Genomic DNA, 14,316 nt, shown 5'->3' with positions numbered 1-14,316 from the left:
TTTATTCTCCAGTTGCTTTATTTTTCTTGTAGTAGTAAACCCCACCTGCTCCAAGGGCAAGGGCAATCACTGCCATGCCTGCATAGGCAACCCAAGGATTATTACTTTCTCCCGTTTTTGGCATTACCCCTTTAGTTGGTGTAGCGCTAGTAGCGGTTGGTTTATTATAGACCACAGTCAAGGTTTGGTCTTTGTTCTTCAAGTCATTGTGTTCAGCTTCAGGCTTATCTGTCTTAGGATTTGTACCTTCATCAAATAATTCTTCAGTCCAAACATAAGTAACCTTTGAACCTTCTGGAACATCCTTATCTTTGGTTGTGTCAATTGCAGTTTCAATTTTCTTTTCTTGTTCTTTGACAGTGAAATCATCTACTGTAAAGTTAAGAGTAGAAATGACTTTAGATTCAGTTTCCTTACCCTCTTTATCCGTTACGATACGGTGAAGTTGTGCGACCATTTGGTCACCTTTTTCTGCATTGGTAAAGACGACGTCATCATAAACTGGTGTTTTAGTTGAAATTTCCGCATTTTCAATTTTTTGGTCACCATCTTTAGTGTGAGCTTTCGTCTTAATTGTTGGAGCAGGAACTTCTTCAACAGTCAAGGTTTGGTCTTGATTTTTCAAATCATTGTGTTCAGCTTCAGGCTTATCTGTTTTCGGATTTGTACCTTCATCAAACAGTTCTTCAGTCCAAACATAAGTGACATTTGAGCCTTTAGCTACATCCTTATCTTTAGTAGTATCAATTTCAGTTTGAATCTTCTTTTCTTGTTCTTTGACCGTGAAATCATCTACTGTAAAGTTAAGGGTAGAAACGACTTTAGATTCCGTTTCTTTACCATCTTTATCTGTTACGATACGGTGAAGCTGTGCGACCATTTGGTCACCTTTTTCTGCATTAGTGAAGATGACATCATCATAAACTGGTGTTTTAGTTGAAACTTCTACTTTTTCAATGGTTTGGTTACCATCTTCAGTATGAGCCTTCGTCTTAATCGTTGGCGCTTTTTCAACTGTTAGGGTTTGTTTGGTATTATTTAAATCATCATGAGTCGCTTCAGGTGTATCTACTTTGATGTCCTGTTCATCATCAAAAAGTTCACCAGTCCAAACATACGAAACTGTATTTTCAGCCTTTTCTTTACTGTCTTTGGTCGTATCAACTTTAGCTGTCAGTTTTACACTTTGACTTTCAACCGCTTCAGAATCAAGTGTCACCGTTTGATCAGAGACAACTTTATCATCAAGAATTTCACCATCTTTATCTTTAACAAGGCGGTGAAGATATCCGAGATACTTATCACCAAGTTCCCCATTTGTTAACGTAATAACATCTGTCAATGGTGTTTCAGTGGAGACTTCTGTCAGGTCAACGACTTGATTTTCATCTGCTGTTTTAGCCTTTGTTTCAATAGTTGGTTTGACTTTTTCAGTTGGTTTATCTGTCAATGTACCAAGATCAAGCTTAAACATCAAATTATTATCTGTTAGCTTGTCTGCTTCGATAGTCGTAGATGAAATTTGTTGACCTGTGACTGTGTCTTTAAGGACAACCGTGTAAGACTTAGGTGAACCATCCTTATTAAGCTCAGGGGTGCTTGTGACAGAGATTGGATTAATAGCTTGTGTGCCTTTTGGAACATCCGTTTCTTCTAAGAGATAATCCCCAATAGCTAAACCGTCCGTATTAGCATTTCCAGCTACAACATTGGCTTTTCCATCAAAGAGAACAAAACCATTTTTAGTAAAGCCATCTGAATCAGTACTTGATTTTGAAACGGCTTTGATCGCTTTTCCTTTTGTTCCATTTTGTGGTGTCAGTGTAAACCCTGCACCATCAAGACCAGTTAGAGAATCGTTAACACTTTGTGCTTTCCAAAAGCGCAATTGGAAAGCGAGTACCTTGTCTTGTGCCTTTTGATTGTTCGCAAAGTCATTGGTTGTCACATCAACACTTTCTTCACCTGTAAAGTTGACAGGAATTTTCTTAGTTGATAGTGAATAGCCTTCAGACGTTCGCACTTCTTTCCAGTAATACTGGTCATTGCTTGCTAAGTTAAGATTTTGAACACCGACTTTATTATCCTTATCAAGGCTCAATTCTACATTAGTGTCATTGGCTTTTGTACCGTTTGTGATGGCAATTGGTAAAGCTTTTAAGCCATCCGTCCATTTAACAGGGCTATCATCCTTGGCATTGAACAATCCATAAACAACACCATCCCACTTCGCTTCACCTTGTGTCTCAGTGGTATTTGTGTCAGCATCCAGTTTTTGAAGCGTTGTAGAACCTGTTGGTGTTTCCTTTGATTCACCGTCCACATGGTAGTTACTTGTAGCAGTATTAAAGGATGAATTTTCATCAAAGCTGAATGCATGTTTGGTTTCATCAAGGGCAAATCCTTTAGGTGCTTTTGTTTCTACAAAGTAGAATGCTTTATCATTTTGAAGGTTTTTAACCCCAAATGTACCATCTTCACCAACTTTAAGGACAACATTCGTGTCATTAGCTTTTGCACCATTTGTGGCAGTAATGGCATAACCTGATTGACCATCAGCCCATTTCACAGGTGAACCATCTTTATAAAAGAAGCTATATTCAGCACCTGCCATCAATTTTGTATCAAATTTAGAGTTGGCAGAGACTTTGTTTGCTTTGATTTCTCCTAGACCAATGATGTTAATATTCAGAGAGCCGAGAGCTTGTGAAGGGTCTTTTGTAGCCATAACTGATTGACTATTTTCACCTGAACTATCCCCATCAGTTGAGTAGACAAAATAAGGCAAATCACTGTTAGATAAACCAGTATTACCAAAACTCAAAGCGTCAGAAAATAAACCAAGTTTTACTGTTTTATTAGCTTTCAAAGTCACATTGTTTCCCGAAACAGTTTGAGTTACTCCTGAAACATTACTAGCAATATAAGGAAAATTAGACATCACATCATTTGTATCAGTAATAGTTTTATTTACCCCTTGAATCAGGTTGATGGTAGAACCATTAAAACTAGGAAGTTTACGCATTTGACGTGCTTCCTTAATTAAGTTAGCAGAAGTATTTTTTATTGCTTCGGAGTCTTGTAAAACGGTATTAGCCTTCACAATAACGTCTTTCGATTGGTTGACAGAAAGCCCTGCTTCATCAAGCAATTTATACGTTGCATTTTGCGCTCCTGCGTAAGCTAAAAGTGAACCATCTTTTTGTGCTAGATAAGTCACGTTATTCAAAACTGCAATTTGCTCGTCATCCAGTGCGTTAAGAATAGCATTAGTTGCGTCATATTGAGCTTGCGTAGTGTTATTAGGAAGTGGAACACCAAGACCCAAACACCATGCAGGAGTGCCATCACCAAGCGTAAGCATTGGTTTTGGGTGTTCAACCCCATTTTGGTCTATTTCATAATAGAGTGGTTTGTTATTTTCCCAATTGACCGTTGTATCAGTTGGTAGGCTTTCCGCTGATACCGAAGTACTTTGTCCGCTCACAGCTACTAAACCAACTACACCCAAACCAATAGCTAAGACACTTGCACCAAAGACCATAGCTTTTTTGCGTTTGTGCATTTTCCAATTTGTGACTTTCTTTTCAGTCGTCAACATTTTAAGTAAATTTTTCTTTTTACCCATTTGTAAAAATCTCCTTTTTTATTTTGCAAAATAAAAAAACTGCCATTACTGACAGTTTAAGCGACTAGTTTATTGTCGTTTCGGACAAATACAATATTTCTTTGTATAATTAAAGAATAAATTAAGTGAGGCATCATATGAACACATATCTACAATTTTTTCTTTCCCTTCTTATTGGTATTATTGGAGCATCTATAACTTCATTTGTTAATTATAAAAACTCAAAATCTCCGAATAAAGAAAAAATAGCAACTGAATTACTTGAAAATTTCTTTGCCCCGAATTCAGAAGAATTAGAACTAATGCTATATCATAAGCTAGATAGCAATATAAAACAGAAACTAATTGATTTGAGAGAGAATTACAAAAAACAATTAAGTTACTTTAGCTCAGACTTTACTATTGACCTTAGAATAATTACTGAGCAAGATGATAACAATCTTGGCGAAGTACAAAATAATTTTGATTCATTTTCTTTGATCTATCTTAAAACATTAAATAAAACACGAACTACTCTCGGTTTACCCAGGATTTCAATACAGTTTAGAATACGCAATGAACTATTCAAAGACTCGAAAACAGCAATAATATTAAATTCATTTCAGAAATACATAATGATTATATTCCTTGTATCTGTTATAACGTTCTTAACTTCATTTCTGCTTTTTAGTGATCCATTTAAAAATATTCCTTATCTATACAATATCCTGCCTTTTTCTTTTATAATATCACTTGCACTTTTAATAGTATCAGCAATTTCCTTATACCTTCTAAATGAGTTCTTTAAATATTAAGTATATACCTAGCAGAAACATTCAACAAAATAATCGTGAAGATTTCAAACTTATGTTCTATTGGATTATCTTTAACAGATGTTCCCCACAAATTGTAAATTGTTCTAAAGTTCATTGCTATAAACACTGATAAGGTGATTATTGTCAATGTTCTATTAATATTTAATTCATTTATTAGTTGATTAAGAATCAACAAATTACCTATTAATTCAACCTAGTTGACCAACGCGGAGTACTGATTAAGCGTTTAGGCAAGAATTTATGTGCAAGCCCTACTGATAATGGAACTGACACAGGATTATATTTTTCACATAGATAAGTAACTTTCCCCTCTGTTAGTTTCGTCCAAGATTGCCTTGTACCATCCGTAAAAATTACCACAACATCATATAATTTTGATGTCACTTCATGGCGCTTAATATCGATTTTTACTTTATTTTCTACTTTCATCTTCTACTTGTCCTTTAAATAACTTTATTTCTTCACGTCTTAGTTTTTCAACTCCACCATAGGTTGGATTTGATGATGTCGCTACACCATCTATATCCGAGGAATAAATCGCCCAGCTTGTACGTTGTTCATATTTCTTTTCTTTAATTTGTTCTTTTTTATTTTCTAAACTCATGATGAGTTACTCTTTTCTAAATCCTCACCACGAGGTCAAATTTGGTGTGATTTTTGCTATTCCCTTATGCTCTCCCCACCCTGAATAGCATTTTGTTAGATTATTTCAATTTTGCGTAAGCTTCATTCACATAAGCTAAGGCATTTTTAGAAGCGGTAACTGCACCTGCTATATTTTTTCCTGCAAATCCTCCACGTTTAGTCACTTCTTTTACAAAACCTGCAAGAATCACATCATTTTGAAGGTCTTCATCTTTATTTGTTGCATGATAGAGTTTTGTGAGTGCTTCCGTAGAAACATTGAGTTTAGAGATTGTTTCAAGTTCTGCTTCTGCTGCTTGAATCAAGCTTTTAAGTTGTTGTTTTTCCATAAATAATCACCAGTTCTTTCTTTTTAAGAGCAACCCTAAACAGTGATTAATTAATCTTTTAGTTGGCGCTGAATAAATTCTTCTTGCCATGAGAGTTCTTGAAGTGTTACAGGTCTTCTTTTTTCAATCCTTGTAATCAAATCATCTTGATATTTTCGGAGTTCTTCTTCCTCCTTTTTCTTATCCTTCTTCATTTTTCCTCAAATACTACAAATAAAGGGCTATTGATAAAATCAACACCCTTTTTTTCACTTAAATCATTAATTTGTTCTAATGTCATTCCTAACGGTTGGCTCACTTGATACTCACCTTGCTCATTAATATAGATATTATATTTTGTAGGTGAATCTTTTAAACGGATACCCCACAGCTTTAAATCAAGGTTTTCTTTTTTCCGAGGAATATTATTCGGACTATATTTACGTTCCGCAAACTTCTTTTTATACCAAAGGTACATCCCATTCTCATTATCTAAAAGACGTGCTTTCTCAAATAAAATTTGACCCTCTTGTTTTTTATTAAACTCTACTTCGTCCATGATATGCTCTAACCAGTCATATAACCACTGGCGACCATAGATTTCTCGAAGTAAAGCAAGAGTACCCGCAACCTGTGAAATAATCCATTTCATAGAACGTTCTATACTTGTTTCAACTTTTTTGCCGTTGATTTTTACGCTTTGATAATTTCCAAAAACCTCATAAAAATCTTTAGAATACTGATAAGCAATTTCACCAGAATCAGTCGTCACTTCATCATACACTGTAATTTTTGAAAGAAGTAGATTAATTGCAAATTGATCCAGACGACCATTTCGAGCAAGTTCATCAAAAGCACTGGTCGCATAGTTTTCACGGATTTGCATTTCATAGCGATTCACCACACCGTAATCATGAAGAACATCTTCTAAATCACGATTTTCTTTTTTAGCACGTTCTTTCGCTTTTTCATACATCCTCAGTAGAAAGTTACCATTTGGAGAGCCAAAGTAGAGCGTTAAACCTAAAGGCTTATCATTCCAGTAGCTTTCTATGTCATGACTAGAGCGTAGTTTAGTTTCTATCAACTTTTCGCTATGATGGTCTTTTTTCCACTTTAAATCATGTAAATCATAATTTCCTGTGGGTTTGTACATCTCATCAATCGCAATATCTAAACGAGAACAGTTATATCTTGAAAATAAACCTTCCTTTAAATAATAGTCAGGGTCAGTTATCATAACCAACCACTCATTTAAGGTGAAATTCACATCTAACTCTTGAAGCCAGCTTTCCATTTCAGTCAAGCCTTGACCTGTCAATTCAAGCATGATCCCTTGTTCATTTTTATCTGAAGCGTATATCCTTATCATTCCGCTTTGCCAGATACCGTCAAAACCATGTAATTGTTTTTCACTGTATGTAAAATAGGTTTTCTCAATTCCTAAAACCCTATTCATAATTGTTTCAAGTGAAGCGTCAAAAAAAGTTAACCGCAGATAATCAAGATGAACATGAAGCTCATAATCATATTTTGGTTCAAGACATAAACCTAAAGCCTGTTTGATTTGTGCTTCAGTACGTGCAGAAATAAATCTCTTTCCTTTTTCGTATTGAGAGACATTTCTAAAATCAATTCCCACCTTAGAACCAAAATCACGTAAAGTATAGTTTAATTTCTTTCGTAGTTTCCGTAACTCCTTTCCTGTCATTAAGGGAGTTTCTACAATTTCGCTCATCATTCATTTTCTAATTTTGTCGTCATTACTTTGCGTTTTGTCGTCATAAATTCAAAACCTGTCAACTATTGATATGACAAGCTTTATCGACACTCACTATCGACGAATTAACGTAAGGTATACCCCGTGTTACAAAACGGGGTATTAACAAGTTGTGGGGCTAACGCCCCACAACCCACTTAGTGCTTCTGACAAAGCCCACAGTCCATGCTTTAGCCGTTGGCACACATGGGCGGGCATCGTCCGTAACGCTAAGCGGGCAAGCTTCAAGTTTGCTTGTTTATTGATACTTTTTACGTTCTTCTTCAATATCCCATTCTCCTTTTATCACACGCTGATAGTCTTCTTCACTTAAAAAGACACGATAGATGGCAAAGGTCAAATTTTCTTTTTCATAGAACACACGATCATAAAGCTCTTTGAGATTTTTATAGTCTAAATCATCAAACACTGTTACCTGTTGTGGTTGACCATTTTTAAAGAGTTTTGGTTGTGATGGAATCCCTTTTTCAAAGCGATAAGGGGTTATTTCTTGAATTTTATTAAGCCAACGGTCAAATTTACGTCTAGGTAAATCTCTGCTTATCTTTGAACGTACTTCTGTTTTAGAATAATATGTCAATTTTCCACCTCCTCATATTTAGATTTTTTGATTGCTTCTTTGTAGGAAATTCCAACATTAGACATCAATTTTTCGATATTTTCTTCTTTCTTGACTTCTTGTTCTTGACGAATTTTTTCTTTCTGATTTTCAATAAAGAAATTTTCACCTTCTTCTACTGTTTCATAAACTTCTTCCAGCTCTTTCTTGACTTCAGGTGTGATTTCCATCCTTGAAACATCTGTAAACGGCATGTCAGGCATATTTTTGAAATACTCCACAAAATCAAAACTTGCAGGAACATAAGGAGAATAGAACTCAATTGGAACACCTGTTCCAATATCTATATAACCTCGCCCTTTCACACCTTGCTTATTAATAAAAGTTTTATTTTTACTGTTAGGGAAGGTCATATCATACCCTTGGTCGCTCAAAACACCAGTAGAAACTTTACACAACATATTATCACGCAAAGAGCCTGGTAATGTGGAAGTATCAGGTCGTTGAGTAGCAAATATCAGGAATATCCCTGCCTGTCTTGCTTTTAAAACAAGCAGTCTTACATACTCCCAAAATTCATCTTGTTCTCTATAATCCTTTAAAGTAGTAACAAATGAAGCGAGTTCATCAAGAATAATAAATTCAGGTTTCATATTATAAAAGCGATAATTTTTCCCAATTGTATAATTAGGTTGTTGTCGCATATAATAATAACGCTGATCCATGAGAGTAACAGCGCCCTTAAAAAGATTGATAATATCATCTTTTTTGTCTACTACTAACCCTTTAAAAGCAGGAAAATCAGCAAACGCTGCTAAGTCTGCCATCTTAGGGTCAGCAATCCTTACACGTCCTATTTTCCCAAACACACGGATAAGAGAGTAAATAAAGTAAGTTTTACCACCACCAGTACCACCTGTGATTATCATGTGAGGAAGACCCTCAAAATCCCACTCTACACCATCCATAAGAAGTATTTTCCCATTGTTTACTTCAACTTTATCAAAGTTTATGCGTTTTCCAATCGTATCCATTAGGAAATCATAACTGATGAAACCCATTTCCCATTTAATATTTACCAAGTCAGCAAGATACATTTCACTCAATGTTTTACTGATGGTAATCACTTGGTTATGGAATTGAGTACCCGTCTGAAAAGTAAAAGTATCAATATCCTTTTTATGATAATAATAAGCTTTAGCAAATTTTAGTTTTTCTCTTGAACCATGCTCGGACTTGATGACCTTTTTAGTCACCATGTTCGTAGAGTACATGTAGACCGCAAGCATTTGCATTTTGTAACGGCGCATAAAGAAGCCATCTCTATTACGACTACTCTTTATTACAAACCATGAAAAGACAATACTGGCAATAATAAATAATAAAGTAATAAGTACAGGTTGGACATATAATGTCCATTGCTTAAAGTCTTGAAGTGTTTTAAAGAATTTGTACGTAACAAAGTAATGATAAGCAATTAACCCTAGAAAAAAGGGGATTGAAAGTGTAAGCCCCCAGTTTCTAATCAGATTTCTAGAAGAAAGGTGAAGTCGTCTACCTCGATAAGTAATTAACTTATTCATTTGACCTTACCTTATTTATTATTTTCTTTATTTTGGGTTGGTGCTGATTGATTTTGTGGTTTTGACTCTTGTTTTGGTGTGTCTTTGACTTCTGTCATATCTTCCGCAGATAGGGAAACTGTAATCGTTCCTGTTTCCACTTGACTAACGTCAGAGAACACACGTCCTGAAGGATTCACCAACTTCAATTTAGTGAACATTGGCATTTTAAGAACAGCAGTATTGATATTAGAAACTTTAATTTCATAAGTTTCTTCATTTTGTTCAGAGCGAGTAATAACCAAAATGTGGTCAATCTGTCCTGTTTTCACCCCGCCAACATATTCATCTACGGGAGTAGCACTTAGAAGCAGCAACTCCCCGAAAGTTTGTTCAAAATCACAACCATCTGTAATATCACCATTCCCTGTGTTTGGTTTAACATACTGTTCTTCAGCACGGTCAATTTTAGTCAAATCTGCTTTACCTTTTGATTTCACAGAATCAGCTAAATAGACGAACTTAACAAACGAGCCTGTTTGATTTCCGTTATTATCACGAATTTGTTGGATCATTGGACGTTTACGAATTTTACCGACTTCTAATTCATAACCAAAATCAACATCTTCTGAAGTACGTGGGCGCATTCCATAAAGGTCAAGGTTAGGGATTTTACTTGTCATTACTGTATATTTTGGAAGGTCTCCTACACGTTGTACACGTCCTGTTGTACGTTTACCCAAAGCATAAAATTTACCAAAAAACTCAGGTTTCATGATGAGGTCTGTAATTGTATTTGTCATTATTATTTTCTCCGATTTCTTTTTTTATTAATTTTATAGATTTGTTCTTTACTAAATACTCCGTTTCAAACCGAGTTAGGAGTGTATTTTTTATGAACTATCCACCATAAATTGAGTTGCAAATGTACCGTCTTTATTCATCAATACGCTTCTCTCTTTCTTCTTTTTTATAGTTTAATGACTTTTCGGTCAATTTTCCGATTTATTATTAAACTAATTTCAAGTATAATAGAGCTATAAAAAGGAGTGAGCTATGAACTTTAGCCAAATACAAATTAAAAATATCTTTAACATTACTGATAAAATTTTTAGGGAACAGCCTGAAGTCTTAGCAGAGCATATTATGCAGGTATATTATGAATCTGATATATTTACTGCTATTAACTATGGATGCCGTTACCCACTAGGTCTTATTGATACGCAACTTAAACCTTTGAATTTAACTGCTGAACAACATGAATTTGTCTCTCGAACCTTTCAGGATTTCATTCATCAAACTTTATTAAATAATAAAACTCGACTCTTACAAATCTTAACTAGAGAAAACAGAATGAGTAGAAATACACTCAACTCATTAGCCCAATTCATTTCAAATATCATGCCCGATAAAGATAAAGATTTTCTTATCTACTTCTCAAAAAAAGCTGAATTACTCTAAGTCAGTTTTATCTTTTAATATCCATTCAGCTCGTAGAGCTAAAACTTCTCGATACAAATTTAAAATTTTAGGAGACATTTCTTTTTGAAGTTTTTCCCATTCATCTACTATATGTTTATAATCAGAACTACATTCATAAAGTTCTTTTTCGTTTCCAAATGCGGAATAAAAATTTCCTTCTTCCACTCCTTTAACACTTTTATAAGCTCTTAAAATATCGATTTCTAAAAAACTTAAAGTCTGAATTTCTTGTAGCATTCAACGCTCCTTTTATATTTTTATTGCAAAGCGAACGTTGGGATTTGAACCCAATTCAACCGTGCTAATCGTCCGCATACAAAAACACCTCTCAATTGGAAAGAAGGTGCTTTTTGGGAGTATTATGAAAATGAAAAAAGAACCTTTTAACGACATGTTCAGGTCATAAAGTAAATCATTAACTTGTTTTTACAATTTACAAAGCGAACGTCGGGATTTGAACCCAATTTAACCGTACTAATCGTTCGCATACAAAAACACCTCCCAATTGGAAAAGAGATGCTTTCTAGGAGTATTAAGAAAAAAATTTTCAAACCTTTTAGTGACATATTTAGGTCATATTTAAATCTATTTGCTAAAAATTTATTTTTTATCAATAGGATACACACCATAACGGATACTGTGTCCTGCAAGGAGCAAGTTAACTACCTCTTGAGAATCTTTAGTTTTATCACCCCATTCATTCGCTTCTTTAAGAGTATCAAATGTTTTTTGATATTTACGTACACCATCAACTGATACCCATGCAACATATTGATATTTTTGAGTAGGTTTTGTCGGTTGAGTTGGCTTAGTAGTTTGACTTGTAGTAGCACCATACCATGCAATACCTTCATAGCGCCATCCTGCTTTTACCAAGACTGATTTTTCATAACTATCTTTCGTATAGAAATGTTCACCTGAATTGGGGTTATACACTCGATACAACGGTGTACCAGAGTTTGCTGTGTACCAACCAATTCCTTCATAACGCCATCCTCGTCCTACTAATACTGATTTTTCATAAGCACTTTTTGTATAGAAATGTTCGCCTGAATTTGGATTATAAACTCGATAAACAGCAGAACCACTTGTCGGAGCATTCCAACCAATTCCTTCATAGCGCCATCCAGTTTTAACTAACACTGATTTTTCATAAGCACTCTTTGTATAGAAGTGTTCACCTGAGTTTGGATTATAAACTCGATACATTGCATTGCTTGTAGAAGCTGAAGCATGAGCAGTTGTAACCCCTCCAACTACTCCAAGTGTTGCGACTGCACCTAAGGCAATAATTTTTTTACTTAGTTTCATAATACTCTCCTATTTCTCCCAACATTTTTCAAATTAATTATATCACGAAGTCCAGTTTAAAGTGACATCTTTATTGATTTTTTTACTCATGTAATACGTCGATTACGCTTTTACATTTTCTCTAGTTCCTTTAACGCATATTGTGCATATAACCCCTGTTCATCACCCTCTTTAGCAATATGTTCCAGAACTTCTTTCAAAAACTCGGTCTCATTCTGTAAATGACCAAAGCCAAACATATATGCAGGTGATACATTATAAAATTCAGCAAACCTAAGAATCGTATCATTATCAGGTACTCTAGAACCAGTTTCCCAACGATTATAAGTCGACTTTAAAATTTCCAATTTTTCATAGACTTCTTTTCGGGAATAATTGTGACTATGTCTTAGGTGCGTTAACCGCTCTGCTACACTTTCCATAAAATACTCCTTATCAATATTTTATTAGGGCAATTGGAATCGAACCAACATCTGTAATAACTTACTGCTCTACCTTTAAGCTATGTCCTAGCTGTCTATTTTACGTTCAGTACTTACTTACCAGATAGTATCAACACATCATGATGTAATCTACAATCACACTAAAATAGACTTTCTTGTATTAAAAAAAGTAGTCACTTGACTACTTTAAATTTATAAACCTTTTAACTTTACCGTTCAAATTTTAATTCTAAAAAAGGAGTACTGTGTCTCTCTTTGACAGCATACTCCCCTTAAACGGTATATTCAGAATGTCTCACGACAATACGCCCTTTCGGGTATCGGGGCGCAATCATCGGCTCTCTCCCTTATCTAGTTGGCAATTGGAACTAGCACCTTGTTATTAAGTTCGGTATAGTTAAGTACTAAGCTGATAACTTGCATTGACTAAACTCCTTTAAAAATGTTAAAATAATAGTGTTCGAAGTTATTAAATTAACATTTTAGTGGGAGTTGCCTCAGCGCGCTTCCGCTTCTTTTTGTATCTCGCGGTTAATGAATTTCATTAACTATATATATTTTAATGTATTTCATTAACTTTGTCAAGAATAAACTCATCTTTTTTGGAGAAAATAAAATGTTCTATGAAAAGCTACAAAAATTAGCCAAAGAAAAAGGGAAATCTTTTGCTCAAATTGAGAAAGACCTAGGTATGGCTAAAAACTCTATGTATAATTACAAAAAAAATAATCCTACCGCTACACGACTAAATGAACTTGCAGAATACTTTAATGTTAGTACTGATTATCTTTTAGGAAATACTGACTTAAAAAATTCTGTTAAAGAACCTGTTGACTTAGAAGAACTTGCTTCTGATGATGACATAAATTGGGATGAATGGCTTTCTTTTGGTGGTAAACCAATTTCTGAACATGATAAACAAAAAATCAAGGAAATTTTTGGAGATCGCTTGAAAGACTAATTTATGAAAAAAGATGAACTACTTGACCTTATTCTCTTAAACATTGAACGTTTAGGTATCGTCATGAACCCCGCCACCTTAGATCAATATGCTATCATTAATTGTGAAAAGTGTATCGGTGTCTATGACCCAATAAGTGTCACACCATTTATTCTTGCTCATGAACTCATTCATGCAAAGTATAGAGATAAACAAAGACATTGTGACAATGATGTACTAAGTTTTGAAGAAAAAAGAGCCAATAAAGAAGCTATACTTTTGCTTTGGGAAATTTATATTGAGCAAGGGGGAAATTCAGATTATTTCACTAACTTTATCGAAGTTTCGGGCTGTCCTTTTGAACAATCTATTACTTTTATTAGAGAAAGTAACGATGTATCAGCGGAGAGCATTAATGAAGAAATAATACAATCTACGTTTGATGGTAATTTAAGAAGCTGTGCAATTGATTATATTTCACGGTTTGACACTATTGAATTCATTAGAGTGTATGATTTTCTCGAAGCCTACAATTTATCTTATGATTTATATGAAGACGCTAGACATGAATTTAATGAACTCGCTCATCAGCAAGGATTTGCCTACTAAAGTGAGGTTTAATAAATTTATTTATAATCCCTAGTTTCTATAAATTTTATTTAATAAAGAGTCACTAGTGTTCTAGTGACTCTTTATTAAATATAATTTTTAAAATTATCTTATTTTATTCTCCACTCGACGTATCTCATATAGGAGTATCTTGGAAGTATTATAGACTCTACAAATCCCCCTCATCTCAGTAATACCAAAATTTTTTAATTACTCAATCCTTAGATAGTGTAA

Annotated in this window: 16 protein-coding genes and 1 tRNA gene; 4 read left to right on the top strand and 13 right to left on the bottom strand. The window is 34.4% G+C overall.

Going from position 1 to position 14,316, the window contains the following annotated elements:
- Position 1: 1 nt before the first annotated feature.
- Entirely contained in the window at positions 2-3,628 is a 3,627-nt protein-coding gene (locus JKP71_RS09560) for a SpaA isopeptide-forming pilin-related protein (RefSeq protein ID WP_234446100.1), read from the bottom strand.
- A 137-nt stretch (positions 3,629-3,765) separates the two neighbouring features.
- Between JKP71_RS09560 and JKP71_RS02405 the strand changes: the two genes are divergently transcribed.
- Entirely contained in the window at positions 3,766-4,422 is a 657-nt protein-coding gene (locus JKP71_RS02405; protein ID WP_200406916.1) for a hypothetical protein, read from the top strand.
- A 204-nt stretch (positions 4,423-4,626) separates the two neighbouring features.
- Here the strand turns inward: JKP71_RS02405 and JKP71_RS02400 are convergent, their stop codons facing one another.
- The 8 genes from JKP71_RS02400 to JKP71_RS02365 form a co-directional block, all read right to left on the bottom strand.
- Entirely contained in the window at positions 4,627-4,872 is a 246-nt protein-coding gene (locus tag JKP71_RS02400; RefSeq protein WP_200406915.1) for a histidinol-phosphate/aromatic aminotransferase and cobyric acid decarboxylase, read from the bottom strand.
- The gene (locus JKP71_RS02395) at positions 4,856-5,047 is read right to left on the bottom strand and encodes a hypothetical protein (RefSeq protein WP_075525960.1); all 192 of its coding nucleotides are present in this window, start codon (positions 5,045-5,047) and stop codon (positions 4,856-4,858) included. Before JKP71_RS02395 ends, JKP71_RS02400 begins: the two co-directional genes overlap by 17 nt.
- Positions 5,048-5,147: 100 nt before the next feature.
- Positions 5,148-5,417, bottom strand: a complete 270-nt coding sequence (locus JKP71_RS02390) for a hypothetical protein (protein ID WP_075525961.1) — start codon at positions 5,415-5,417, stop codon at positions 5,148-5,150.
- A 50-nt stretch (positions 5,418-5,467) separates the two neighbouring features.
- Positions 5,468-5,611, bottom strand: a complete 144-nt coding sequence (locus JKP71_RS02385; protein WP_200406914.1) for a hypothetical protein — start codon at positions 5,609-5,611, stop codon at positions 5,468-5,470.
- Entirely contained in the window at positions 5,608-7,134 is a 1,527-nt protein-coding gene (locus JKP71_RS02380; RefSeq protein WP_234446099.1) for a replication initiation factor domain-containing protein, read from the bottom strand. The genes JKP71_RS02385 and JKP71_RS02380 overlap by 4 nt, the downstream gene beginning before the upstream one ends.
- A 280-nt stretch (positions 7,135-7,414) precedes the next feature.
- Positions 7,415-7,756, bottom strand: coding sequence for a hypothetical protein (locus JKP71_RS02375; RefSeq protein WP_200406913.1), 342 nt, complete (start codon positions 7,754-7,756; stop codon positions 7,415-7,417).
- Entirely contained in the window at positions 7,753-9,318 is a 1,566-nt protein-coding gene (locus JKP71_RS02370) for an FtsK/SpoIIIE domain-containing protein (protein WP_200406912.1), read from the bottom strand. Before JKP71_RS02370 ends, JKP71_RS02375 begins: the two co-directional genes overlap by 4 nt.
- An 11-nt stretch (positions 9,319-9,329) precedes the next feature.
- Positions 9,330-10,100, bottom strand: coding sequence for a hypothetical protein (locus JKP71_RS02365; protein ID WP_200406911.1), 771 nt, complete (start codon positions 10,098-10,100; stop codon positions 9,330-9,332).
- Between the two features lie 253 nt (positions 10,101-10,353).
- On the opposite strand from JKP71_RS02365, the gene JKP71_RS02360 reads away from it, so the two are divergent.
- Complete coding sequence (locus tag JKP71_RS02360) at positions 10,354-10,758, top strand: hypothetical protein (RefSeq protein WP_200406910.1); 405 nt, start codon at positions 10,354-10,356, stop codon at positions 10,756-10,758.
- On the opposite strand, the gene JKP71_RS02355 is transcribed toward JKP71_RS02360, so the two are convergent.
- From JKP71_RS02355 to JKP71_RS02340, 4 genes are all read right to left on the bottom strand, one after another.
- A complete protein-coding gene (locus tag JKP71_RS02355) occupies positions 10,750-11,016 on the bottom strand; it encodes a hypothetical protein (protein ID WP_200406909.1) in 267 nt (88 codons plus the stop codon). The two genes, JKP71_RS02360 and JKP71_RS02355, sit on opposite strands and share 9 nt — an antisense overlap.
- 363 nt (positions 11,017-11,379) lie before the next feature.
- Positions 11,380-12,090, bottom strand: a complete 711-nt coding sequence (locus JKP71_RS09625; protein ID WP_200406908.1) for a hypothetical protein — start codon at positions 12,088-12,090, stop codon at positions 11,380-11,382.
- A gap of 110 nt (positions 12,091-12,200) precedes the next feature.
- Positions 12,201-12,512: a helix-turn-helix domain-containing protein gene (locus JKP71_RS02345; RefSeq protein WP_200406907.1), complete on the bottom strand. Its 312-nt coding sequence runs from the start codon at positions 12,510-12,512 to the stop codon at positions 12,201-12,203.
- Between the two features lie 24 nt (positions 12,513-12,536).
- Positions 12,537-12,602 (bottom strand) — tRNA-OTHER (locus tag JKP71_RS02340).
- Positions 12,603-13,149: 547 nt separating this feature from the next.
- Here JKP71_RS02340 and JKP71_RS02335 point away from each other — a divergent pair.
- Both JKP71_RS02335 and JKP71_RS02330 read left to right on the top strand, forming a co-directional pair.
- A complete protein-coding gene (locus tag JKP71_RS02335) occupies positions 13,150-13,494 on the top strand; it encodes an XRE family transcriptional regulator (RefSeq protein ID WP_200406906.1) in 345 nt (114 codons plus the stop codon).
- A gap of 3 nt (positions 13,495-13,497) precedes the next feature.
- A complete protein-coding gene (locus tag JKP71_RS02330) occupies positions 13,498-14,082 on the top strand; it encodes a hypothetical protein (protein WP_200406905.1) in 585 nt (194 codons plus the stop codon).
- Positions 14,083-14,316 lie beyond the last annotated feature (234 nt).

It is taken from the genome of Lactococcus taiwanensis, assembly GCF_014905395.1.
Lineage (GTDB): Bacteria > Bacillota > Bacilli > Lactobacillales > Streptococcaceae > Lactococcus > Lactococcus taiwanensis.
The sequence above is the reverse complement of the archived record's forward strand: the minus strand, read 5'-3'. Positions and strand labels throughout refer to the sequence as shown.